The 23,704-nt window shown below is 71.9% G+C and carries 20 protein-coding genes; 5 read left to right on the top strand and 15 right to left on the bottom strand.

Going from position 1 to position 23,704, the window contains the following annotated elements:
• Position 1: 1 nt before the first annotated feature.
• The 3 genes from AC29IT_RS09735 to AC29IT_RS09725 form a co-directional block, all read right to left on the bottom strand.
• Entirely contained in the window at positions 2 to 1,783 is a 1,782-nt protein-coding gene (locus AC29IT_RS09735) for an ABC transporter substrate-binding protein (protein ID WP_488218479.1), read from the bottom strand.
• A 150-nt stretch (positions 1,784 to 1,933) separates the two neighbouring features.
• The gene (locus AC29IT_RS09730) at positions 1,934 to 2,647 is read right to left on the bottom strand and encodes an Imm1 family immunity protein (RefSeq protein ID WP_358446829.1); all 714 of its coding nucleotides are present in this window, start codon (positions 2,645 to 2,647) and stop codon (positions 1,934 to 1,936) included.
• Positions 2,648 to 2,899: 252 nt separating this feature from the next.
• The gene (locus tag AC29IT_RS09725; RefSeq protein WP_358444855.1) at positions 2,900 to 3,523 is read right to left on the bottom strand and encodes a TetR/AcrR family transcriptional regulator; all 624 of its coding nucleotides are present in this window, start codon (positions 3,521 to 3,523) and stop codon (positions 2,900 to 2,902) included.
• A gap of 203 nt (positions 3,524 to 3,726) precedes the next feature.
• Here AC29IT_RS09725 and AC29IT_RS09720 point away from each other — a divergent pair, with 203 nt between their 5' ends.
• Entirely contained in the window at positions 3,727 to 4,530 is an 804-nt protein-coding gene (locus AC29IT_RS09720; protein ID WP_488218478.1) for a sugar isomerase domain-containing protein, read from the top strand.
• A gap of 125 nt (positions 4,531 to 4,655) precedes the next feature.
• Here AC29IT_RS09720 and AC29IT_RS09715 read toward each other — a convergent pair whose 3' ends face one another.
• The 4 genes from AC29IT_RS09715 to AC29IT_RS09700 form a co-directional block, all read right to left on the bottom strand.
• A complete protein-coding gene (locus tag AC29IT_RS09715) occupies positions 4,656 to 5,411 on the bottom strand; it encodes an enoyl-CoA hydratase/isomerase family protein (protein WP_488218477.1) in 756 nt (251 codons plus the stop codon).
• 144 nt (positions 5,412 to 5,555) lie between these two features.
• A complete protein-coding gene (locus AC29IT_RS09710) occupies positions 5,556 to 5,765 on the bottom strand; it encodes a helix-turn-helix domain-containing protein (protein WP_009942935.1) in 210 nt (69 codons plus the stop codon).
• Positions 5,766 to 6,094: 329 nt separating this feature from the next.
• Positions 6,095 to 7,723: an ABC-F family ATP-binding cassette domain-containing protein gene (locus AC29IT_RS09705; RefSeq protein WP_358444863.1), complete on the bottom strand. Its 1,629-nt coding sequence runs from the start codon at positions 7,721 to 7,723 to the stop codon at positions 6,095 to 6,097.
• 251 nt (positions 7,724 to 7,974) lie between these two features.
• The gene (locus AC29IT_RS09700; RefSeq protein ID WP_358444865.1) at positions 7,975 to 8,643 is read right to left on the bottom strand and encodes an acVLRF1 family peptidyl-tRNA hydrolase; all 669 of its coding nucleotides are present in this window, start codon (positions 8,641 to 8,643) and stop codon (positions 7,975 to 7,977) included.
• Between the two features lie 159 nt (positions 8,644 to 8,802).
• Here AC29IT_RS09700 and AC29IT_RS09695 point away from each other — a divergent pair, with 159 nt between their 5' ends.
• Entirely contained in the window at positions 8,803 to 10,098 is a 1,296-nt protein-coding gene (locus AC29IT_RS09695) for an MFS transporter (protein WP_488218476.1), read from the top strand.
• 205 nt (positions 10,099 to 10,303) lie between these two features.
• Here AC29IT_RS09695 and AC29IT_RS09690 read toward each other — a convergent pair whose 3' ends face one another.
• Entirely contained in the window at positions 10,304 to 11,875 is a 1,572-nt protein-coding gene (locus tag AC29IT_RS09690) for a deoxyguanosinetriphosphate triphosphohydrolase family protein (protein WP_488218475.1), read from the bottom strand.
• A gap of 64 nt (positions 11,876 to 11,939) precedes the next feature.
• Between AC29IT_RS09690 and AC29IT_RS09685 the strand changes: the two genes are divergently transcribed.
• Positions 11,940 to 13,142 (top strand): lycopene cyclase family protein, encoded by a 1,203-nt coding sequence (locus AC29IT_RS09685; protein ID WP_488218474.1) that lies wholly within the window; start codon positions 11,940 to 11,942, stop codon positions 13,140 to 13,142.
• A gap of 203 nt (positions 13,143 to 13,345) precedes the next feature.
• Complete coding sequence (locus tag AC29IT_RS09680; RefSeq protein WP_488218473.1) at positions 13,346 to 15,136, top strand: EAL domain-containing protein; 1,791 nt, start codon at positions 13,346 to 13,348, stop codon at positions 15,134 to 15,136.
• A gap of 134 nt (positions 15,137 to 15,270) precedes the next feature.
• On the opposite strand, the gene AC29IT_RS09675 is transcribed toward AC29IT_RS09680, so the two are convergent.
• From AC29IT_RS09675 to AC29IT_RS09645, 7 genes are read right to left on the bottom strand one after another with little or no spacing between them, the layout of a single operon-like run.
• Positions 15,271 to 15,702 (bottom strand): metal-sulfur cluster assembly factor, encoded by a 432-nt coding sequence (locus AC29IT_RS09675; RefSeq protein WP_224957669.1) that lies wholly within the window; start codon positions 15,700 to 15,702, stop codon positions 15,271 to 15,273.
• Positions 15,699 to 16,160: a Fe-S cluster assembly sulfur transfer protein SufU gene (sufU, locus tag AC29IT_RS09670; protein WP_224957670.1), complete on the bottom strand. Its 462-nt coding sequence runs from the start codon at positions 16,158 to 16,160 to the stop codon at positions 15,699 to 15,701. The genes AC29IT_RS09675 and sufU overlap by 4 nt, the downstream gene beginning before the upstream one ends.
• Positions 16,161 to 16,178: 18 nt before the next feature.
• Positions 16,179 to 17,480: a cysteine desulfurase gene (locus AC29IT_RS09665; RefSeq protein WP_358440693.1), complete on the bottom strand. Its 1,302-nt coding sequence runs from the start codon at positions 17,478 to 17,480 to the stop codon at positions 16,179 to 16,181.
• On the bottom strand, positions 17,477 to 18,250 hold the full coding sequence (gene sufC / locus AC29IT_RS09660) for a Fe-S cluster assembly ATPase SufC (RefSeq protein ID WP_224957672.1): 774 nt from the start codon (positions 18,248 to 18,250) through the stop codon (positions 17,477 to 17,479). The genes AC29IT_RS09665 and sufC overlap by 4 nt, the downstream gene beginning before the upstream one ends.
• Positions 18,251 to 18,296: 46 nt before the next feature.
• On the bottom strand, positions 18,297 to 19,487 hold the full coding sequence (gene sufD, locus AC29IT_RS09655) for a Fe-S cluster assembly protein SufD (protein ID WP_358440691.1): 1,191 nt from the start codon (positions 19,485 to 19,487) through the stop codon (positions 18,297 to 18,299).
• A 1-nt stretch (position 19,488) separates the two neighbouring features.
• Positions 19,489 to 20,952 (bottom strand): Fe-S cluster assembly protein SufB, encoded by a 1,464-nt coding sequence (gene sufB, locus AC29IT_RS09650; protein ID WP_358440688.1) that lies wholly within the window; start codon positions 20,950 to 20,952, stop codon positions 19,489 to 19,491.
• Positions 20,949 to 21,800: a helix-turn-helix transcriptional regulator gene (locus AC29IT_RS09645; protein WP_358440686.1), complete on the bottom strand. Its 852-nt coding sequence runs from the start codon at positions 21,798 to 21,800 to the stop codon at positions 20,949 to 20,951. The genes sufB and AC29IT_RS09645 overlap by 4 nt, the downstream gene beginning before the upstream one ends.
• A gap of 130 nt (positions 21,801 to 21,930) precedes the next feature.
• On the opposite strand from AC29IT_RS09645, the gene mptB reads away from it, so the two are divergent.
• Positions 21,931 to 23,667 (top strand): polyprenol phosphomannose-dependent alpha 1,6 mannosyltransferase MptB, encoded by a 1,737-nt coding sequence (gene mptB / locus AC29IT_RS09640; RefSeq protein ID WP_488218472.1) that lies wholly within the window; start codon positions 21,931 to 21,933, stop codon positions 23,665 to 23,667.
• Positions 23,668 to 23,704: the final 37 nt, after the last annotated feature.

The following is a 23,704-nucleotide window of genomic DNA, read 5'->3' as shown; positions in this document are numbered from 1 at the left end:
CTCACTCCCGTTCGTCGACGGTGGCCCGCCGGTGCCGCGCCACCAGCAGGATCACCGCGCCCGCGACGACCACCACGCCGGCCAGCACCAGCAGGGTGGTGCGGTCGTCGGCGGCCCGCGAGGTCATGGCGGCCGCGGTGGGCTGCGCCCCGTAGTAGCCCCAGTAGCCCTGCTGCCCGGTGATCACGCCGCCGTCAGCGGGCTGCAGGGCGAACCCGCTGAACCGGTCGGAGCGGTAGGCCTCCAGCGAGTTCTGGTAGTACAGCACCGAGGAGGCCGCCTGCCCGTAGAACCGCTCCTGAGCCTGCTTGACCAGCTCGATCCGCTTCGCCGGGTCGAACTCGCCGAGCTGCTCCGCGTAGAGGTCGTCGTAGACCGGGTCGCACAGGAACGAGTCGGGCGTGCCGCCGCCCTCCGGGGTGGGCCGGGAGGCGCAGGTCTGCAGCCGCAGCACGTAGTCCGGGTCCGGGTTCGCCGACCAGCCGGAGATCGCCAGGTCGAAGTCCCCGGCCGTGGTGCGGTCGTTGACCTGGTTGTCCGAGACCGGTTCCAGCTGCACGGGGATGCCGACGTCGGCGAGCCACCGCTTCACGAACTCCCCGACCTGCGCGTCGGCGGAGGCGCTGGCGTGCAGCATGAACCGCAGGTCCAGCGGCTTCCCCTGCGGGCTGCGGCGGGTGCCGTCGGGTCCGCGCCGGTAGCCGGCCTCGTCGAGCAGCCGGTTCGCCTCGGCCAGGTCGAACTCGCGCGGGCGCGGCGGGTTCCAGTGGTAGTCCTCGAAGATCGGCGGGAGGTAGCCGCCGCCGACCTGCCCGTACCCGTTGAGCACCCGCTCGACCAGCGCCTCCTTGTCGACGGCGTGGTCGATGGCCCGGCGCACCCGCACGTCGCGCAGCGCCGGGTCGCCGCTACCGATGGGGGTGCCCGTGCTGTCGGCCGCTCCCGGGTTGATCAGCATCTCGAAGAAGCGCCTGCCCTGGCCCTTGACCTGGGTGATGCCCGGTTCGTCCGCGAGCGCGTCGAACTGGGCGGGGGTCAGCTTCGGCGCGACGTCCACATCGCCCTTGCGCAGGGCCTGCACCGAGGCGTCGGTGTTCTTGAACTGCACGAACTGCAGCTCGGAGACCTTCGGCGGCCCGCGCCAGAACTCCCGGTTCGCGCGCAGCGTCGCGTACTGCTCCGGTTCGTACTCGGTGAGCACGAACGGGCCGGACCCGACCAGCGGCATCCGATCGTTGGCGAACCCGGCGACGTCCCGGATCCCGGACCACACGTGCTCGGGCACGATCGGCGCGTCGATGGCGAGCATCGTGGCCTGCGGGGTCTTGGTGCGGATCACCAGGGTGCGTTCGTCGGGCGCGGCGACCGAGGCGAAGTTCTCCACGAAGTTGCCGTTCGCGGTGGCCGCCGCCGGGTCCCGCATCATCCGGTCGTAGGTGTAGGCGGCGTCGCGGGCGGTGACCGGCTGCCCGTCGGTCCACCGCACGCCGTCCCGGATGCGGAAGGTCCAGGTCAACCGGTCCGGGGAGGTCTCCCAGCTCTCCGCGAGCTCCGGGGTGACCGAGAAGTCCTCGGGGCTGTAGGTCGTCAGCGTCGGGTAGATCAGCCGGAACAGCTCGGTGGCGGCCAGCGAGTACCCGAGGAACGGGTTGAGCGAGTCGATCTGCTGCGGCACGGCGACCCGCAGCCGCGCCTCTCCCTGTCCCGCGGGCGCCGCGATGGCCGCGTTCGGCACCAGCAGCCCGCCCAGGACGAGCAGCGCGACGAGCAGTCTCCGCCCCACGATGCACCCCACCCTTCTCCAGAAGTGAGGAGAAAGAACCATCCCCGGGTGCGGTTAGTCAATGCTTCACGAGCCGTGCCGCGCCCCAGGTCACGGAGTGTGTACTCAACCGTTACGCGCCACCGGATCGGCCCGCGCCCAGCTGCACGATCAGCTGTCGCCCCAGCGGGCCTGCTGCCATTGCACCGCGTCCGGCCGGGCGCCGTCGACGACGTAGCCGAGCAGCCCGGCGCGCAGGTCGCGGAACGGCAGCACCGAGTCCTTCGGGAACAGCAGCGCGCTGCCCGCGTCGAACCGCAGCTTCGGCGCGTCGGGCAGCGGCACCGGGTTGCAGGTGTGCCACGAGGTGAGGTCGCCATCCTCGGACTCCTCGGTGTAGTTGAGCACCCCGACCTCGGCGTCCACGTCGGTGACGATCCGCAGCTGCTGGTACGGCCCGGCGATCTCGTCGCTCTCGTACGGCCGGTCCCACACGTACAGGTGCGCGGCCCGGCCCGCTGTCGGCGGCCGCAGCACCTTCTCCACCAGGGCGGCCTTGTCGTCGCCGGACGTGGCGTAGTGGCGCTCGCCGTCGACGACGGCGGTGGCGACGGTGACGCCGAGTTCGCTGTTGCGCGCGCCCACCGCTTCGGAGCGCAGCGCGTCCAGGCACTCCCGCGCCTCCCGGAGGGCCTTGATCGCGGAGCCCTGGTGCAGCACCAGCTCGCCCCAGTACGGGTGGCCGTGGATCTTGTTGAGCTCGCCGTAGACGGCGTTGGTGGCCTCGATCAGCTTGTCCACCTGGTCCAGCGGAACGTCGGAGAGGCGGGCGAACACCACCGCCAAGGGTTCGACCGGGCCGTCTTGCAGAGGCGGATTCGACATGCCTTCGTTGCACCCCACGGGAGTCGATTCTGCTGGTCTCGCACGGACACGCCGCGAGCCATGATGCCAACCCGCTCGGCGCCCGCGGACAGCGGTACCGGGAGAACGAAGACTACCTGTCGTGATCTTGTCACTCCGCAGCGCGTACGCCCGCGGTGAAACCCCAGTTCGGCGCCCTGCGCGAACGCAGCGGGCCGCCTGCCCCACGAGGGGGCGGGCGGCCCGCGCACGGTCTCGGAACTTGCCCGGCGGTCAGCTCGCCCGGCCGCGGAGGAGCCCGTCCGCGGGCTCCGCGTCCACCGCCATCCCCAGCAGCGAGCGCCCCAGCTCGTCGGGGTCGCCGAACCCGATCCGGCCGACCACGTCGTCCGGCAGGCTCAGCATCGACATCGCCACGCCCATCATCCCGGCCTCCAGCAGCCCGCCGCCGCGCGCGGAGATCGGCTCGCCCACGGCGGCGTGCAGGGTGACGGCCGAGTCGACGCCGGCCAAGGTCATCTCGCCGAGCGCCGAGCGCACCTGCGGATTCCGCACGCCTTCCAGCTGGAGCTCGAACAGCGCCAGGAACTGCGAGCGGGCCGAACCCGCCATCCGGCGCAGCATCGCCAGGTACAGCGCCCGCACGTCGTCGGCGGACACGCCGTCCGGCATGGTCTCCCGCAGCACCCGCATCGCCGCGGTCTGCTGGTCCGCCATCCGCCGCGCGATCGCCACGTACAGGGCGTCCCGGTTCGGGTGGTAGTTCTTGGTGGTGCCCTCGGGGAAGCCCGCTTCGCGGTCCACGGCCCGATGGGTCAGGCCGCGGCCCCCGTCCCGCGCCAGCACCTCGATCGCGGCGTCGGCGAGCTGGACCCGACGATTCCTACGCTGCGGCATGCAACCCCTGTTGATCTTGCGTCGACTCGGTCGTGCGCGGCGCCCGTCCACGACCGACACCGCAGAGTAACCAGTGTAGCGCGAGAGTGATCATCGCACCGCGATCAACACGGCGCCGCCCGCGGGCCGCACCTCGGTTGCCAGCACCCGCACCATTGGTATAGACCGGCAGAGTTCCGCAGTTCACACCCAGGAGTCCGCGCATGCCCGACAATCCCGGCACCGGCCACCCCGAGGCCACCTCGACCGCCGAGCCAGCACCGGCACCGACACCGGCCGTGACCGGACCGCACCACGCGGAACCGACCCTCGCGCACCTGCGCGCCATCGGCGAGCACAACGCGGCGGCGCTGCGCGGGGCGGCCGAGGCACTGCTCGACTGCGTGCGCGCGGACGGCCTCGTGTTCACCGCGGGCGCCGGTCACTCCCTCGCCGGAGTGATGGAGTCGTTCTACCGCGCGGGCGGTCTCGCCGCGGTGCGCCCGCTGTACCACCCCGACCTGCTGCCGCTGCACGGCGCGGTGGCCTCCACCAACACCGAGCGCACCAGCGGTCTCGCCCGCGAGGTCCTCACCGAGGCCGGGTTCCGCGGCGGGCTGGACGCGCTCGTCGTGTTCTCCAACTCCGGGGTGAACCCGTACCCGGTGGAGCTGGCGACCGCCGCGGCGGAAGCGGGGTCGGTGGTCATCGCGATCACCTCGCCGCTGGCCTCCGCCGACGCCCCGCTGCGCGCGGGCACGACCCTCGCGGCCCAGGCCGGGATCGTGCTGGACACGCTGGTGCCGGGCGGCGACGCCAGCTACCCGGTGGCGGAGCCGGTGACCGCGCCGCTCTCCTCGCTGTCCAACGCCTACCTGTGGAACATGCTGCTGGTGGAGCTGCACGACGCCGCGCAGCGGGCGGAGGTGCCGCTGCCGGTGTGGCGCAGCGCCAACACCGTCGGCGGCGACGAGGCGAACAAGGCGAACCTGCAGCACTACGGCGCCCGGGTCCCCGGACTGGTCTGATCCCGGAAAGCGAACCGGGGCCGGTCCCGCACGATGCGGAACCGGCCCCGGTTCGGAAGTCCCCACGAGAACAATCCCCGCGCGGAAAGCGCCGGGATTCGGGCGAACGCCGGGTTCGAGAACGCTCAGCCGGAGCCGAGCATGCCGGAGATGCGGCGGATCTGCGCCGCCCGCTCCGCCGCCAGCTGCTGCTCCGGGTCCACGGCCTCGTCGGCCTGGGCCAGCAGCGCCAGCGTTTCGCGGACCGCGCCTTCCGGCGGCGTGCTCAGCGCCTCCACCAGCCGGTCCAGCTCCGAATCGAGTTCCTCGGCGGCGACGACCGAATTGGCCAGTCCGATCCGCAGCGCTTCCGCGGCCGGAACGTCCCGGCCGCTCACGCAGATCTCCACGGCGCGCGCATAACCCACCGCGCGCACCAGTGGCAAGGTCCCGCCGAGGTCCGGGACCAGCCCCAGTCCGGTCTCGGCCATCCGCAGCGAAGCGTCTTCGGTCAGCACTCGCAGGTCGCAGGCCAGGGCGAGCTGGAAGCCCGCGCCGATGGCGTGCCCGTGCACGGCCGCGATGGTCACCCGGTCGGGCTCCCGCAGCCAGCTGAATCCCTGTTGGAACGTGGCGATCGCCGCGTCGGCCTCTTCGGTGGGGCGCTGCCCCAGCGAGACCAGGCCGGGCTCGCCGTCCACCTCGTCGGCCCCGAACAACCGCCGGTCCAGCCCTGCGGAGAACGCGCGCCCCCGCCCGCGCACCACGACGACCCGGACCTCCGGGTCGAGCGACTGGCCGATCTCGCGCAATGCCGCCCAGGTGGCGGGCGTCTGCGCGTTCAACTTGTCCGGGCGATCAAGTGTGATGGTGGCGCGCCGCCCCTGGACCGTGAGCCCCACACCGCCACGGTCCAGAAGGTCGGCGTCCATCCTCGACTGCTCCAAGCGGGCCTCCATCAGTTCTGCGTTGACCGGACAGGAACCGCGCAAGACGTTACCCGCCTGTCGAAAACGGACCGCATCGAACCGATCATGCCCGCAGGGTCACTTCTTCTTGGTCCGCGTCGCACCCCCACGTCCGCGCAGCTGCACCCCGGACTCGCTGAGGACTCGGTGCACGAACCCGTAGGAACGGCCGGTCGCCTCGGCGAGAGCGCGAATGCTCGCACCCTTCTCGTATTTCTTCTTCAGGTCACTGGCAAGCTTGTCCCGGGCGCTCCCTGTAATTCGCGCACCCTTCTTCAGGTCAGCCACAGTGTCCCCGCCTTCCCTCCGAACAGGTCGGGCCGCTCGCGACCCCTGTCGTCGCAATGATCGAACAGGACGGCCGTAAACGCCAGGCGATCATGCAAAAAGATCGCCCAACGGTTGAGATCGATAGGCTGCGATCACCGGAATGCGCTCGACCGTTCGGTCTAGCCAACTCGCGACATCCGGCGGTGAGGATCGCCATCCCACGACGTTTTCGCTGTTCAGAGCGTGATCACTGTCCGGGGTCGGTCGCCGCTCGTCGCGAGCGGCGACCGGTCGTCGCAGCGGACCGTGACGCGTTACGGAAAGATCGTGGTGGGAAAAACCACTCGTCAGGCGAGTTGCACTAGCTCCAAGTAATCAGCCGACCAGTGGTCCTCGGTCCCGTCGGGCAACAGGATCACCCGTTCCGGCTCGAGTGCTTCCACCGCTCCTGGATCGTGCGTGACCAGGACCACCGCTCCGGTGAAACTGCGCAGTGCGTCGAGGACCTGTTCGCGACTCGCGGGGTCCAGGTTGTTCGTCGGTTCGTCGAGCAGGAGCACGTTCGCCGCGCTGGAAACGAGGCCCGCCAGCGCCAGTCGCGTCTTCTCGCCACCGGAGAGGGTGCCCGCGGGCTGCTCCAGCTGTTCGCCGCGGAACAGGAACGCGCCGAGCAGGGTGCGCAGCTGCTGCTCCGGGGTGTCCGGGGCGGCGCTGCGGATGTTCGCCCACACGCTCGCGTCGTGGTCGAGGGTCTCGTGCTCCTGCGCGTAGTAACCGACGCGCAGGCCGTGGCCGGGTTCCATACCGCCCGCGTCGGGCTCTTCCATGCCACCGAGCAGCCGCAGCAGCGTGGTCTTGCCCGCACCGTTGAGGCCGAGGACGACGACCTTCGCGCCGCGGTCCACCGCCAGGTCGACGCCGCTGAAGATCTCCAGCGAGCCGTAGGACTTCGACAGCCCGCTCGCGGTGAGCGGGGTCCGCCCGCACGGCGCCGGGTCCGGGAAGCGGATCTTGGCGACCTTGTCGTCGACCTTCTCGTCTTCCAGGTCGTTGACGAGCTTCTCCGCGCGGCGGGCCATGTTCTGCGCGGCGACGGCCTTGGTGGCCTTGGCGCGCATCTTGTCGGCCTGCGCCATCAGCGCGGAGGCCTTCTTCTCGGCGTTGGCGCGCTCGCGGCGGCGGCGCTTCTCGTCGGCGGCGCGCGCCTCCTGGTAGCGCTTCCAGTCCATGTTGTAGACGTCGGCCTCGCCGCGGACCGCGTCGAGGAACCAGACCTTGTTCACCACGTCGGCCAGCAGGTCCACATCGTGGCTGATGACCACGAGCCCGCCGTCGTGGGCGCGGAGGAACTCGCGCAGCCAGTTGATCGAGTCCGCGTCGAGGTGGTTCGTCGGCTCGTCCAGCAGCAGCGTCGTCGCCGAGCGGCCACCGGGCCCCGACTCGGAGGCGGCGAACAGGATGCGGGCCAGCTCGACGCGCCTGCGCTGACCACCGGAGAGGGTGCGCAGCGGCTGGGACAGGATGCGGTCCGCCAGCCCGAGGTTCGAGCAGATCCGCCCGGCCTCGCTCTCGGCCGCGTAGCCGCCGCGCGCGCCGAAGCGCTCCTCCAGCTTGCCGTAGCGGTTGATCGCCTTGTCCCGCTGCCGGTCGTCGGCGAGCTCGGCCATCGCGGTCTGCGCCTTCTCCATGTCGCGCAGCAGCTGGTCGAGGCCGCGGGCGGAGAGCACCCGGTCCTTCGCGGTGACCGACAGGTCGCCTTCGCGGGGGTCCTGCGGCAGGTAGCCGAGTTCGCCGCGCCGGGTGAGATCCCCGGCGTAGGGCTCGCCCTCGCCGGCGAGCACCCGCAGCGTCGTCGTCTTGCCCGCGCCGTTGCGGCCGACCAGGCCGATGCGGTCACCCGGCTGGACGCGCAACGTGGCGCCGGAGAGCAGGATGCGCGAACCCGCGCGCAGTTCTAGGCCCGAGGCAGAGATCAAGGAAAACTCCGAAGACGTAGTGGTCGAGCGAGATCACGGGGACGCCCGCCGCAGGCCGGTCCGGTCACCGGGTTCGACGGGCCGAGGGCACCGCGGCTAATCGGCGGAGACCGTCGTGCGCGGCCCCCGCAGGCGGAGCTCCGCCGCGCACCTGTTCGTCGCGCGCTTGCTCACCACGTGCCCAGTGTAGCGGCCGGTCCCGCGGCCTCGGCGCGCACTCCGCGCAGCGGCGACGGGACGCGACCGGGCGGTCACGGCTCGCGGACGTGGACCTCGACGGCGGTGGCGCGCTCGGCCGCGTCGTCGAGGATCGAACGCCGCGGCTCCGGGACGTCGAGCACCCGTGGTTCGGCGGTGGCCAGGAACTCCCGCAGCCGGGGTTCGGCGCGCAGCGCGTCCAGCGCCCGGCGATCACCGCCGAGCACCAGCGCGTCCAGCCGGTTCCGCTCCGGCAGCAGCACCCGGGCGACGTCGGCGGCGGCCGACTCCAGCGAACGCCGGGCCTGGCCTTCGCGGCGGCGGGCGAAGCGCTGCTGGGACTGGCCGCCCGCCTTGTTCCGGCCGTGCACCAGGTGCCGGTCCGTGTGCGAGACCTCGACGGCGCCCGCGCGGGCGATGCCGACGCTGTGCGCGCCGAGGCGCACCAGCACCAGCCCGATCCGCCGGGGCGTGCGCGCGTGCTCCACCAGCGGTTCCACCGCCAGACCGGCTCGTTCGCCGAGCGGTTCGGGGAGGTCGGCGAACGCCACCTCGACCTGGGCGGTGGCGCCGTCGGCGGCGGTGACCAGCACCTCGCGCGCGGTGAGCTCGGTGCGTTCCGCCCCGCCGTGCCGGACCGCGAAGCGTTCGAACCAGCCCGCCAGCCGCTCCGGCGGCACCGCCACGGCCCGGCCGCCCCCGGCGAGTTCCCTGCTGCGCATGTCCCCATCCCAGCACGCGCGGGCGCACCGGCGCGACGGCGTTCGGCGCAGCACCGCACTCCGCCCGACCGCACCCGGCTGCGGCGATCGGCAGGCCCGTTGACGTGCACCGACCCGGTGCGGATGATCTGGACCACCTCGAGCGGAAGGCGTGCCGAGATGACCACTCCCCCTTCCAGCGCCCGGCGGGTCGCGTTCGCCGGGCTGATCGGCACCACCATCGAATGGTTCGACTTCTTCATCTACGGCACCGCGGCCGCGCTCGTGTTCAACCGGCTGTTCTTCCCCGCCTTCGAACCGCTGCTCGGCACCGTCGCCGCGTTCGCCACCTTCGCCGTCGGCTTCATCGCGCGGCCGCTGGGCGGGGTGCTGTTCGCGCACTACGGCGACCGGCGCGGGCGGAAACCGGTGCTCGTCGCCTCGCTGCTGCTGATGGGCGTGGCGACCGTGCTGATCGGGGTGCTGCCGACCTACGGGACCATCGGCGTCGGCGCCCCGCTGCTGCTGGTGGTGCTGCGGTTCGCGCAGGGCATCGGCGTCGGCGGCGAATGGGGCGGGGCCGCGCTGATGGCGGTGGAGCACGCGCCGGCGCACCGGCGCGGGTTCTACGGCAGCTGGCCGCAGATCGGGGTGCCCGCCGGGCTGCTGCTGGGCAACCTCGCGTTCTCCGCGCTGTCCGCCGGACTCGACGAGGCCGCGTTCCTCGCCTGGGGCTGGCGGGTGCCGTTCCTGTGCAGCGGGGTGCTGATCGGCGTCGGCCTGCTCATCCGGCTGCGGATCAGCGAGAGCCCCGTGTTCCAGCACGCCGCGCGCGAACGGCCGCGGACCCGGGCACCGGTGCTCGACGTGCTGCGCGAGCACCCGCGGATCGTGGCGCTGGCCGCCGGGTCGTTCCTCGCCACCAACGCCACCTTCTACGTGGGCACCACCTGGATCGTGGCGTACGCGACGACCGCGCTGGGCTACGAGCGCACCACGATCCTCGGGGCGAACGCGCTGCTCAGCTTCGTCGACATCCCGCTGATGCTGGCGTTCGGGCTGCTGTCCGACCGCATCGGGCGGCGCGGCATGTCGATGGCGGGCATGGCGGGGCTGGCGGTGTTCGCGGTGCCGTACTTCCTGCTCGTCGACAGCGGGTCGATCGCGCTGTTCCTGCTGGGCGGGATGGTCGTGCAGGTGTGCCGGACCGCCGTGTACGGGCCGCAGTCGGCCTACTTCGCCGAGCTGTTCAGCACCCGGTTCCGCTACAGCGGTGCGTCGCTCGCCTACCAGCTGGCGGCGATCTTCGGCGGCGGGCTGGCACCGATGATCTGCGCCGCGCTGTACGGCTGGACCGGCTCGTCGATGGCCATCGCCGGGTACGTGATCGCGGTCTGCCTCATCTCGCTCGGCTCCGGCTACCTGCTCACCGAGACCTACCGCCGAACCCTCGAAGAAGCCCCGCCGACCAGCTGAAACCCCGCCACGCGCTTCATCCCGTCACGGCGAAGCCGCTGAGCGGAGACCACCCGATCAACCGGCACCGCCGGGGGTTCTCAGCTGCTTCCTCGCGAGGACAGCGATTTCTCCTGTGGCGGAGCCACCGGTGAAATCGATCCCGCAGCGAGGGAGCAGCTGAGGTTCCGCCACCCGCCCCGCCTCGCCACAGGAGTGGAGATCCTCAGATCGAGATCTCCGAGAAGAGACGGGTGGTTCTGCCGGAGAGGGCTTCCAGCAGGGAGGCCGCCTGGTCGTCGGTGAGGGAGGCCACGAAGTCGATCACCGCGCGGCCGCGGGCCCACCGCTCCAGGTCGGCGGGCCCGAGCTGGTGGCCGCCGACGGACAGCGCGACCGGATCGGTCTTGCGCAGGCCGTCGAATTCGGCGCGCGCCCGGTCGAACAGGTCGCGCAGCCGGTGCGGCAGCCGCGCCGCCTCGCTGCGGTCGATCAGCCACGAGTCGAGCGCGGTCACCAGCTTCGTCAGCAACCGGTCCTGGCCGCGCTGGTGCAGCGCCAGGTCGGGGCGCTGCAGCACGAACCGGCGGTGCACGAACTTGAGCACCTGCACCTCGTGCCACTGCTCCGGCACCAGCGAGACGTGCCCGGAGCGCACCGTCGGCGTCCGCTCCACCCGCACGCCCGCCACGAGCCGTCGCGTCCACTCGCCGGAGAACGCCGCGACCGCCTGCTCGGCCTGCTTGGACCGGTCGAACGGCACCCGCAGCAGCTTGGTGACCAGTTCGTCGAGGACCCGCTGCACGGCGTCGGTGAACGCCGCGTCCGAGGCGATCCAGGAGTCCTTCGCGTGCAGCCTGCGCCGCAGCCGCTCCAGCGACCGGCCGGGCCGGTGCTCGGTCTCGGCGAGTTCCGCGTCGGCCAGCTCCACCAGTTCCGCCCGGTTGCCCAGCCATTCGGTGAGCTCGTGGGACACGGTGGTGTGCTGCAGGATGCCGACCCGGTGGAAGTCCTCCAGGTCGTGGATCGCGTAGGCGATGTCGTCGGCGGTGTCCATCACCGAGGCTTCGACGGTCTGCTGCCAGCTCTCGATGCGGCCGCGGAACACCGATCGGCAGTCCCGCATGTCCTCCAGCTCGGTGACGTAGCAGGAGAACTTCGCCGAGCCGGTGCCCGGTGCCTCGTCCGGTTCGGACGCGCCCCGGGGCGGGGTATCCAGGTCGCGCGGGTGCGGGGACGGGCGGTGCCGCCGGGTCCACGGGTACTTGAGGAGCGCGGCGCGCACCGCGGCCGTGAGGTCCAGGCCGTCGCCGCCGTTCGGGTCGCCGCGCACGTCGATCGAGCTGACGATCCGGAACGACTGCGCGTTGCCCTCGAACCCGTCGACGAGGCCGAAGTCCTGGCGCGCGATCCGGTCCAGCACCGTCTCCCCGAGGTGCCCGAACGGCGGATGCCCCAGGTCGTGGCCCAGCCCGGCGGCCTCGACCACGTCCAGGTCGCAGCCGCCGAGCTCCTCCAGCACCGCCAGCGACTCCGGCACCGCGCGCAGCCGCTCGCCGATGGCCCGCGCCACCTGCGCCACCTTCAAGCTGTGCGTGAGCCGGTTGTGCAGCAGCATCCCGGAGCCGCTGGGCGTCACGACCTGCGTGACGCCGCCGAGGCGGGCGAAGAACGCGGAGCTCGACACGCGGTCCCGATCGGCGCGGAACGGGCTCCCCGCCAGGTCGGACGCCGGCGGCCCGGATCGGGTCGCATCGCTGCGGCGGGACGTTCGCTCGACCGGCGGATCGGTTCGCATACGAGGACGTTAACCGCGACCGGCCGGACGGCGGCACCCGCACCGGACGTGATCTGATGCCACCGTGGTGGACGTGCTCATCGTGGGGGCGGGGCCCGCCGGCCGGGCGGTGGCCGCGGCCTGCGCCGACACCGGGTTGGACACGACCGTGGTGGATCCGGCGCCGCGGCGCGGCTGGGGGAACACCTACGGTTCCTGGATCGACGAGCTGCCCGCCGCGGTGCCGCGCGAGGCGCTGGCGGCGGTGACCGGATCGATGCTGGCGTTCGGCACCACGCGCCACGAGCTGGACCGGTCGTACGGGGTGCTGGACAACACCGCGCTGTGGAAGCACCTGTGGCGGCCGGACGTGCACGACGTGACCGGCCGCGTGGTGGGCGCCGAGCACGGGCCGACCGGGTCGACGGTGCATCTCAAGGACGGCAGGCGGCTCGCCGCTGCCCTCGTCGTGGACGCCTCCGGGGCGGCGCGGGTCCTCTCCGGCGGACGCCCGGCGCGGACCGCGGCGCAGCAGTCGGCGGTGGGCGTGGTGCTCGACTCCGCCACGGCGGAACCGCTGTGCCCGGAGGGTTCCGGGATGTTCATGGACTGGCGGGCCGCGCCCGACACGCGCGGCGGCTGGCCCACGTTCCTGTACTGCGTGCCGCTCGGCGGCGACGCGGTGCTGCTGGAGGAGACCTCGCTGGCGCGGCGGCCGTCGCTGCCGCTGGCGCTGCTGCGCCGCCGCCTGCACGGGCGGCTCGCCGCGGCCGGGATCGAGGTGCCCGACGGTGCCGTCGAGGAACGGGTGCGGTTCCCGGTGGACGACCCGGTGCCGATGCCGGGCCGGGCGGTGTCGTTCGGCGCCTCCGGTGGCCTGGTGCACCCGGCCAGCGGGTTCAGCGTGGCCGCCGCGCTGCGGCAGGCGCCGTGGCTGGCGGGGGCGCTCAGCGCCGGCCTGAGCTCGGGTCCGGCGAAGGCGTCGAAGGCGGCGTGGGCGATCTCCTGGCCACCGCGCGCGGTCGCCGTGCACGGCCTGCGCAGGCGGGGGCTGCGCGCGCTGCTGTCGTTCCCGCCCGAACTGGTGCCCGAGTTCTTCGAGGTGTTCTTCTCGCTGCCCGCCGCCGACCAGGCCGCGTTCCTCGCGGCCGATCACGACCCCGCCCGGACGGCGGCGGTGATGACGGCCCTGTTCCGCCGCTCCCCTTGGTCCGTCCGGCGTAGGCTCGTGACCGGCGGATTCGGGCCGGGAGGCGGCGAGGCGCAGCACGGCTTCGGCGGTCTCTGAGCGGTCTCTGGGCGGTCTCCGAGCGGCCGCGCACGCCACGACCAGCACGTCAGGGCGCTGTGTCTGTTCCCACAGCGGGTGGGCGAGCTGGGTGCCCGGGGGCGGTTCGTCGCGCTAGGTTGGCGTCCGGCAACCCCCCGTCCGCAGACGAGGAGCAGCTGAGATGTCGGTGAACAGGTCGTGAACCCGCTCGATGGAGAGCCATGAGTGCAGGCAGCATCGACCCCGTGCTCGCGCTGGTCAACGAAGTGCGCTTCGCGTTCCAGCCCCTGATCAACGTCAAGACCGGTGCCATCGTGGCGGTGGAGGCCCTAGCCCGGCCCACCGGTGGGGGCGTGCACGACCTGTTCCGGGAGGCGGCCCGGCACCGCAGGCTCACCGAGCTCGACGTCGAACTGGCGCGCGCCGCCGTCACCGCGGCCGCCGACCACGAGACGCTGTTACCGCTGCACCTCAACCTCTTCGGCGGCACTGTCACGCACGACCTGACCCGGATCGAGCGGCTGCGGGAACGGCTGCACGAGGTGGGCCGCCGCGAGCACGAGGTGACCTTGGAGATCGGCCCGCCGTTCGCCCGCCTCGACCCGGCGCAGCTGGTGGAGGGCGTGCAGGCACTCAAATCCGACGGTTTCCAGATCGCGGTGGACGGCGTCGGTGACGGTGACGTGCCGCTGGCGCTGATCGCCGACATGGAACCGGGCATGGTGAAGCTGGACCGGGGCGTGGTTCGGGGCCTGCCGGATTCGGCGCCCCGCCGCGCGGTGCTGGAGGCGGTGCGGCACCTGTGCGAGGCCGCGGAGGCCGACCTGGTCGCCGAGGGCGTGGAGAACGACCGGCAGCTCTCGGCGCTGCGCCGCACCGGGGTGCGGCTGGTGCAGGGCAACCTGCTCGCCCCGCCCGCGCGCCGGCCACCGACCACGATCACCGTGCCGGGCGTGGCCGCCGAGGTCACCGATCCGGCCGGGCAGCCGGTGAACACGCTCGCCGCGGGCCCGCGGGTCACCGAATTCCTCTCCCCCGCCACCCTGCTGTCGGTGGACGCGACGGCCGACAAGGTGCGCGGCGTGCTCGCCGACCACCCGGAGATCAGCGGCGTGGTGCTCGTCGACGAGCACAACCGGCCGCAGTACACGATCGACCGCAACCGGTTCCTGCTCGCCGTCACCGGGCCCTACGGGCACGCGCTGCACGCGAAGCGCCCGGCGTCGCGGCTGGCCGACGAACCGCGGGTGGTCACCACCGCCACCACCGCCATCGAGGCGCTGAGCCTGGTGACCCGCTCCGACCAGTACCGGATGTACGACGACGCGATCGTGGTGGACGAGTCCGGGCGCTGCCTGGGCGCGGTGCGGGCCGGGCACCTCATCCGCGGCATGGCCGACCTGAAGGTGGAGGAGGCGGCGGCGCTGAACCCGCTGACCAGGCTCCCCGGCAGCGACGCCATCGCCAGGGACGTGGGCAGGCGGATCGCGGCGGGCGACGTGTTCGCGGTGAGCTGGCTGGACATCGACGAGTTCAAGGCCATCAACGACGGCGCCGGGTTCTCCGCCGGGGACGACCTGATCAGGTCCATCGGCCGGGGGCTGACGGATGCGGCGGCCTCGCTGCCGTCGGTGCGCGTCGGGCACGTCGGCGGCGACGACTTCCTGCTGGTGGCCGACCTGGACGACCTGGTGCCGCTGTCCGAGCTGCTGCTGGACCCGCCGCGGGAGGCCGGCGGCATCCCGGTGACGCTGTCGCTGGCGACGCTGGTGTGCACGCAGAGCACCGTCACCGGCTACGACGAGGCCTCCCGGCTGCTGGCGCCGCTGAAGCACCGGGCGAAGGACCTCACCGGGTCCAGCTGGGTGATGTCGCGGCCCGGTTCGGACCACGTCGACGTGCTGCGCGGGAAACCGGCGCCGCAGCCGTTCCCGGAGCCGATCGGCCCGGCGGAGGGGATGTTCCCGTCGCAGGACCCGGACCGCGACCGCCCGCAGTCCCGGGCGCGATGACCTCGGCACGGCCCCGAACGGCGCTCCCGCCACCACCTCGCGCGGCACGGCCCCGGACGCACGGCCCCGGACGCACGGCGGCCCCGGCAGGACCGGAGTCCCGCCGGGGCCGCTGCGAACCGGGTCGGACCGGATCAGACGGTGAAGCCGAGCGCGCGCAGCTGCTCGCGCCCCTCCTCGGTGATCTTCTCCGGACCCCACGGCGGCATCCACACCCAGTTGATGCGGAAGTCGCTGACCAGGCCGCCGCCGGGACCGCCGGTGAGCGCGGAGCGGGCCTGCTCCTCGATCACGTCGGTCAGCGGGCAGGCCGCCGAGGTCAGCGTCATGTCCACCGTGGCGCTGTTGTCCTGCTCCACGCGCACGTCGTAGACGAGGCCGAGGTCGACGACGTTGATCCCCAGCTCGGGGTCGACGACGTCGCGCAGCGCCTCCTCCACGTCTTCGAGCGCGGCGAGCTCCGCGGCCGGCGCCGGGGGCTCCGGCAGGTTCTCGGCGCCGCGCGCCACGTCGGTGGCCTCGCCCGCGGCTGCTTGCTCGTCCTGCACCTGGGTTCGGTCTGTCATGACGCTCCCACTTCGTCGACGACGCGCGAAACGGCGTCCTTGAAAGCCATCCAGCCCAGCAGCGCGCACTTCACGCGTGCCGGGTACTTCGCCACCCCCGCGAACGCGATGCCGTCCTCCAGGACGTCCTCGTCGGGTTCGACCTGGCCGCGACCCTGCATGAGTTCGCTGAACGCGGCCTGCCGCCCCATCGCCTCCTTCACCGACTTGCCGACGACGAGGTCGGTGAGCACGGAGATCGAGGCCTGGCTGATCGAGCAGCCCTGCCCCTCGTAGGAGACGTCCTCGACGGTGGCGTCGAGGCCGTTGCCGGCCAACCGGACCCGCAACGTCACCTCGTCCCCGCACACCGGGTTGACCTGCGAGGACTCCGCGTCGAACGGGTCCCGCAGGCCGTGCCCGTGCGGGTTGCGGTAGTGGTCCAGGATGATCTCCTGGTACATCTGTTCGAGCTGCATCACACGTCCTTCAGCCGTTCACCCGACACCGAAGAAACGCTGGGCCTCCCGCACAGCTTCCCCGAGCGCCCGGACCTCGTCCAGATCGTTGTACAGGTAGAAGCTGGCGCGGACCGTCGCGGGCACGCCGAACGCCCGGTGCAGCGGCCACGCGCAGTGGTGGCCGACGCGCACCTCGACGCCCTGGCTGTCGAGGACCTGCCCGACGTCGTGCGGATGCACGCCGTCGACCACGAACGCGACGGTGGCGCCGCGGGACTCGGTGGTCCCCGGGCCGATGATGCGCACCCCGTCGATCGCCGAGAGCTCCTCGATCGCCGCCGCGGCCAGCTTCTTCTCGTGCGCGGCGATGCGTTCCATGCCGACGACCGACAGGTAGTCCACGGCCGCGCCGAGCCCGACGACCTGGGAGGTCATCGGCACGCCGGCCTCGAACCGCTGCGGCGGTTCGGCGAACGTGGACCGGTCGATGTGCACCATCTCGATCATCGACCCGCCGGTGAGGAACGGCGGCATCGCGCGCAGCAGCTCGTGCCGCCCGTAGAGCACGCCGACCCCCGAGGGCCCGAGCATCTTGTGCCCGGAGAACACCGCGAAGTCCACGTCGAGCTCGGCGAAGTCCACCGGCGCGTGCGGCACCGACTGGCACGCGTCGAGCACGACCAGCGCGCCGACCTGGTGCGCCCGCGCCACGATCTCGCCGAGCGGGTTCACCGTGCCGAGCACGTTGGACTGGTGCGCGACGGCGACGACCTTGGCCCGCTCGGTGAGCACCCCGGACAGGTCGGACAGGTCGAGCCTGCCGTCCTCGGTGACGCCGAACCAGCGCAGCGTCGCCCCCGTGCGGCGGCACAGCTCCTGCCACGGCACGAGGTTCGCGTGGTGCTCCATCTCGGTGACCACGACCTCGTCGCCCGGGCCGAGGCGGAAGCGCTCCGCCTCGGGCCCGGACGTCGCGGCGTTGCTCATCGCGTACGCGACCAGGTTGACGCCCTCGGTCGCGTTCTTGGTGAACACGACCTCGTCCACCCCGGCACCCACGAAGCGGGCGATCTTGGCGCGAGCGTCCTCGTAGGCGTCGGTGGCCTCTTCCGCGAGCTGGTGGGCACCGCGGTGCACCGCCGCGTTGGAGGTCTCCACGAAGGCGCGCTCCGCGTCCAGCACCTGGCGGGGGCGCTGCGACGTCGCCCCCGAGTCCAGGTACACCAGGCGCCGGTCGTCGCGGATCGTGCGGCCCAGGATCGGGAAGTCGGAGCGGATCGCCGCGACGTCCAGCGGGCCCGCGGCCGCACCGGCAGTGGTGAGGGGCTGAGCGGTCATGACTGCGCGACGGCCTCCTTCTTGCCGGTGAACCGCACGTAGCCGTTCTTCTCGAGCTCGTCGGCCAGTTCCGGCCCGCCCGACTCGACGACCTTGCCGCCGGCGAACACGTGCACGTGGTCCGGCGTGATGTGGTTCAGGATGCGGGTGTAGTGCGTGATCAGCAGCACGCCCTTGTCACCCTTGGACGTGTACCGGTTGACGCCCTCGGACACGACGCGCAGCGCGTCGACGTCGAGGCCGGAGTCGGTCTCGTCGAGGATGGCGAACTTCGGGTCCAGCAGGTCCAGCTGCAGGATCTCGTGCCGCTTCTTCTCGCCGCCGGAGAAGCCCTCGTTGACGCTGCGCTCGGCGAACGACGGGTCGATGTCGAGCTCGGTCATCGCCTGCTTGACCTCCTTGACCCAGTGCCGGATCTGCGGTGCCTCACCGCGGACGGCACCGGCGGCGGTGCGCAGGAAGTTCGACATGGACACGCCCGGCACCTCGACCGGGTACTGCATGGCGAGGAACAGGCCGGCGCGGGCGCGCTCGTCCACGCTCATCTCCAGCACGTCCTCGCCGTCGAGCAGGACGGAGCCGGAGTCGATCTGGTACTTGGGGTGCCCGGCGATGGCGTAGGCCAGGGTGGACTTGCCGGAACCGTTCGGGCCCATGATCGCGTGGATCTGGCCGGAGTCGATCGTGAGGTTCACGCCGTTGAGGATCGGCTTGGCGCCCTCCTCGGTGAGGACGGAACCGTGCAGGTCCTTGATCTCCAGGGTGGCCATTGTGCTGTGTTCTCCTGGTACGTGGGGAAAGGAAGTGGGGGCGGCGTCAGGCGCCGACGACGGCCAGCTCGGCCTCGATCGCGGCCTCCAGCCGCTCCCGGACCGCGGGCACCGTGATCTTCTGCAGGATCTCGCCGAAGAAGCCGCGGACCACCAGTCGGCGGGCCTGCTCCTTCGGAATGCCGCGTGCCTGCAGGTAGAACAGCTGCTCGTCGTCGAACCGGCCGGTGGCGCTGGCGTGACCGGCGCCTTCGATCTCACCGGTCTCGATCTCCAGGTTCGGCACCGAGTCGGCGCGGGCGCCTTCGGTGAGCACCAGGTTCCGGTTCAGCTCGAAGGTCTCGGTGCCTTCGGCCGCGGCCCGGATCAGCACGTCGCCGATCCACACCGAGTGCGCCGCGTCGCCCTGCAGCGCGCCCTTGTAGAGCACGTTGCTGCGGCAGTTCGGCTGCGCGTGGTCGACCAGCATCCGGTGTTCCAGGTGCTGGCCCGCGTCGGCGAAGTACAGGCCGAGCAGCTCGGCGTCCCCGCCCTTGTCCCCGTAGGTGATCGTGGTGTTGACCCGGACCAGGTCGCCGCCGAGGGTCACCGCCAGGTGTCGGAACACCGCGTCCCGGCCCAGGTAGGCGTGCTCGGAGCTGACCTGGGTCGCGTCGTCGGCCCAGTCGTGCACGGACACGACCGAGAGCCGGGCGGAGTCGTCGGTGATGAACTCGACGTTCTCGCCCAGCACGCCGGAGCCGCGGTAGTCGAGGACGACGACCGCTTCGGCGAACCGCTCGGCGCGGATCTGGATGTGCCCGAACGCCGTCTCACCCTCGCCGGGGCCGTGCACGACGACGCTGACCGGCTCGGCCGGCTGCACGTCCTTCGGGATGGTGATGACGGTGGCCTGCTCGAAGGAGCTCCAGGCCTGCGCGGCGATCCGGTCGGCGGGCACGCCGCCCTTGCCGAGGCGCTCGTCGTCGCGGCCGACGGTCTCGACCGTGACCTCGGCGCTCGCCTCGACCTCGACGTTCAGCGAAGCGGTGGCCTGCGCGGTGCCGTCGTGCAGCCCCTTGAGCCGCTTGATCGGGGTGAACCGCCAGTCCTCCTCGCGGCCGCCGGGGACCTCGAAGGCCTCGACGTCGTAGGAGGTGAAGCGCTCGCCGCGGGAGGACTGCGGCACGACCGCGCCCCCGTGCGAGTGTTCCGTCAGGCCGTGCTGGGCGTCGGCGGTGTCAGTGGTGCTCGTCATGTCAGCCGACGGCCCCTTCCATCTGCAGCTCGATCAGGCGGTTCAGTTCCAGCGCGTACTCCATGGGCAGCTCCCGCGCGATCGGCTCCACGAAGCCGCGCACGATCATCGCCATCGCCTCGTCCTCGGTCAGACCGCGCTGCATCAGGTAGAACAGCTGGTCGTCGCTGACCTTGGAGACGGTGGCCTCGTGGCCCATGGACACGTCGTCGACGCGCACGTCGACGTACGGGTAGGTGTCCGAGCGGCTGATCGTGTCGACCAGCAGCGCGTCGCACTTGACCGTGGAGGCCGAGTGGTTGGCGCGCTTGGCGACCTTCACCAGACCCCGGTAGGAGGTGCGGCCACCACCGCGGGCGATCGACTTGGAGACGATCGTCGAGGAGGTGTGCGGAGCCATGTGCTCCATCTTCGCGCCCGCGTCCTGGTGCTGGCCCTCACCGGCGAACGCCACCGAGAGCACCTCGCCCTTGGCGTGCTCGCCCATCAGGAACACCGACGGGTACTTCATGGTGACCTTGGAGCCGAGGTTGCCGTCGACCCACTCCATGGTCGCGCCCTCTTCGGCCTTGGCCCGCTTGGTGACCAGGTTGTAGACGTTGTTCGACCAGTTCTGGATGGTCGTGTAGCGGCAGCGCGCGCCCTTCTTGACCACGATCTCCACGACCGCCGAGTGCAGCGAGTCGCTGGAGTAGATCGGGGCGGTGCAGCCCTCGACGTAGTGGACGTAGGCGTCCTCGTCGACGACGATCAGCGTCCGCTCGAACTGGCCCATGTTCTCGGTGTTGATCCGGAAGTAGGCCTGCAGCGGGATGTCGACGTGCACGCCCTTCGGCACGTAGATGAACGAGCCGCCGGACCACACCGCGGTGTTCAGCGCGGAGAACTTGTTGTCCCCGGCCGGGATGACCGAGGCGAAGTACTCCTTGAAGGTCTCCGGGTGCTCCCGCAGCGCGGTGTCGGTGTCCAGGAACTGGACACCCTTCTCCTCGAGGTCCTCGCGGATCTTGTGGTAGACCACCTCGGACTCGTACTGGGCGGCGACACCGGCGACGAGCCGCTGCTTCTCCGCTTCCGGGATGCCCAGCCGGTCGTAGGTGTTCTTGATGTCCTCGGGCAGGTCCTCCCAGCTCTGGGCCTGCTGTTCGGTCGAGCGCACGAAGTACTTGATGTTGTCGAAGTCGATGCCCGACAGGTCGGCGCCCCAGTTCGGCATCGGCTTGCGCTCGAACAGCCGCAGCGCCTTCAGCCGCGCCTCGAGCATCCACTCCGGCTCGTCCTTCTTGGCCGAGATCTCCCGGACGACGTCCTCGTTGAGCCCGCGTCGCGCGCCTTCGCCCGCGACGTCCTTGTCGGCCCAGCCGTACTCGTAGTTGCCCAGGGTCGCCAGCGTCTCCTCTTGGCTGAGCTGGCCAGAGGTGTTCGACGCCGTGGTGGGTGTGCGCTGCTCGGCAGCGGCAGTCATACGGACTCCCCTCCGTCAGGAATCGGGGCGGTCTGCCGCCCGTCGGTCTGGGACCGGTCGTGGGCGGCCGGATCGGTTTCGGCCGACGCGGATTCCGGGATGACCTGGGTCTCCGGGCCGCGATCGGCGGTTCGCTCGGACCGCGTGAGCGGTACGTGCGTCGTGCAGGCCGCGTCGCCGTTGGCGATGGTGGCCAACCGCTGCACGTGGGTGCCGAGGACTTCGGCGAAGGCCTCCGTCTCGGCTTCGCACAGCTGCGGGAAGTCCGCAGCGACGTGCGCCACCGGGCAGTGGTGCTGGCAGAGCTGCTCGCCGGAGGCCACGCTGCGCGTCGAGGCAGCGTAGCCCTCGCGGGTCAGCGCACCGGCGAGGACCTCGGCCCGTTCGGCCCTGGTCCGCGCAGCGGCCAGCGCCTCCCGGTGGTGGGCGACCAGTGCGGCGATCCGCTTGCGCGCGAACTCCCGCACCGCCTGTTCACCGTCGGTGTCGGCGATGAACCGCAGCGCCGCCACGGCCAGGTCGTCGTAGGCGTGCCCGAACCTGGCCCGGCCGACCTCGGTCAGCAGGAACAGCTTCGCGGGCCTGCCCCTCCCCCGGCGCTGCCGGGCGGAGGACTCCCTGGTGTAGGCCTCGCCTTCGGCGACCAGCGCGTCGAGGTGCCTGCGCACCGCGACCGAACTGATCCCGAGGGCCTCGGCCACCGCCGCGGCGGTGATCGGCCCGCGCTCCAGCAGGAGGCGGGCGACCGAGTGCCGGGTCCGCCCGTCCCCGGACGGCGCGCCTGCACCCGGGGCTGCGGCGCCCGAGTCGGCGGCCGCGGCCGGAGGTGACGTTCCAGCGTTTTTCACAACACCGATGTTACCTATTTAGCTCCGGCACACCAGACCGCAGGTCCACCAACGTGACCCGGATCACTCCGATCGGCGGTTGCGCGACGGCGGGACGCCCCGCCCGACCCCTGCCCTAAGCTTCGGTGCCGTGGGCGCAGGCGAGACGAACCAGCAGGACGAGGCCGGGCCGGGCGAGTCAGCGACCTCCGGCACACCGGACGCGGGCACCGGATCCCGGAACGCGACCGGACGGCAGGACGCCACCGGCACCGCGCCGACCGGCGCTGAGCAGGACGAACGCGGCACCACCCGGGTCGCCGAAGCGCCCCCCAGCAGCGACACCGCCTACGCGGGCGATGCGCCCGCCGAGTACCAGCCCGCCCCGCTGGACGCCCCCGAACGCCGCCAGCTCGACCTGGTCCGCCGCTTCGGCACCACCGGCTCGCTCGTGCTCGCCTTCGGCGCCATCGGTGCGGGCGCGGCGCCCGTCGACAACCCGCTGATCGGGGTGCGGCTGCTCGGGCTGCCCGCGCGCATCCCCACCGTCGCCATGGCCTGCGCCTGGCTCGGCATGCTCATGGTCGTCACCGCCTGGCTGTGGCTCGGCAAGCTCTCCTGGCCCGGCCGGGACCGGATGGTCAGCCGCACCCAGATGGACCGCACCGTCGTCATGTGGGGGCTGCCGCTGGCCGTCGCGCCACCGCTGTTCAGCACCGACATGTACACCTACCTGGCGCAGAACGCGGTGGCCGCGCTCGGCATCAACCCGTACACGCTGGGGCCCGCCACCGCGCTCGGCGTGGACCACCCGCTGGTCGCCAACGTGCCGAACATCTGGCGGGACACGCCCTCCCCGTACGGGCCGCTGTTCCTGCTGTTCGGCCAGCACCTCGGCCGCGTCATCGGCGACGACGTCGTGTTCGGCGTGCTGCTCTGGCGAGTCGTGATGATCATCGGGCTGGTGCTGGCGATCTGGGCGATCCCGCGGCTCGCCGCCCGCTGCGGGGTGCACCCGGTGGCCGCGCTGTGGCTCTCCGCCGCCAACCCGATCACGCTGTTCCACGTGGTCAGCGGCGCGCACAACGAGGCGCTGCTGGTCGGCATCATGCTCGCCGCGATCGAGCTCGGGCTGCGCTGGCGCGGACCGATCGGCGTGGTCCTCGCCGGGGTGCTGCTCAGCATCGGCGGCGCCATCAAACCGCCGGGCTTCGTCGCGCTCGGCTTCTTCGGCATCTACGTGGCGCGCAGGCGCGGCGGGCGGATGCGCGACCTCGTCGGGGTCGCCGCCGTGCTCGGCGTACTCATGCTGGGGACCATGACGATCATCACCGTGGCCAGCGGCTGGGGCCTCGGCTGGATCGAGACCTACGACGTGCCGAACCGGATCAAGACCTGGCTGGCGCCGATGACCGCGTTCGGCATGACCGGCGGCGGCGTCGGCATGCTGCTCGGCCTCGGCAACCACACCAACTCGATGCTGGTCATCACCAAGATCTTCGGGTACGCCATCACCGGTGTGGTGTGCGTGCGGCTGCTGTGGCTGTCGTTCAAGGGGCGGATCGAACCGCTCGCCGCGCTCGGCATCACCCTCGGCACGCTCGCCGTGTTCGGGCCGGTGCTGCACCCCTGGTACCTGCTGTGGATGGTCGTACCGCTGTCGCTGTCCACCAACGACCACCGGTTCCGGATCGGCGCGGCCACGATCTGCTCCATCGTCGCGCTGGTGGTCCCGCCGACCGGGGCCGCCTACATCCTGCGCGCCTACCAGATCCCGTTCGCCGTCATCGCCTCGCTGCTCGCCTTCGGGATCCTGCTGTGGCTCGTGCGGGGCAAGGTGCCGCCGCTGCTGCCGACCCGGAAGGATGAGCGCCCCGTCACGTCATAGGCTTGGACGTCGTGAACGAAGCCGCGAGCACCCCCAC

Source organism: Saccharopolyspora sp. MMCC62, assembly GCF_057736575.1.
Note: the sequence above shows the minus strand (reverse complement) of the source record. Positions and strands in the feature narration are given on the sequence as shown.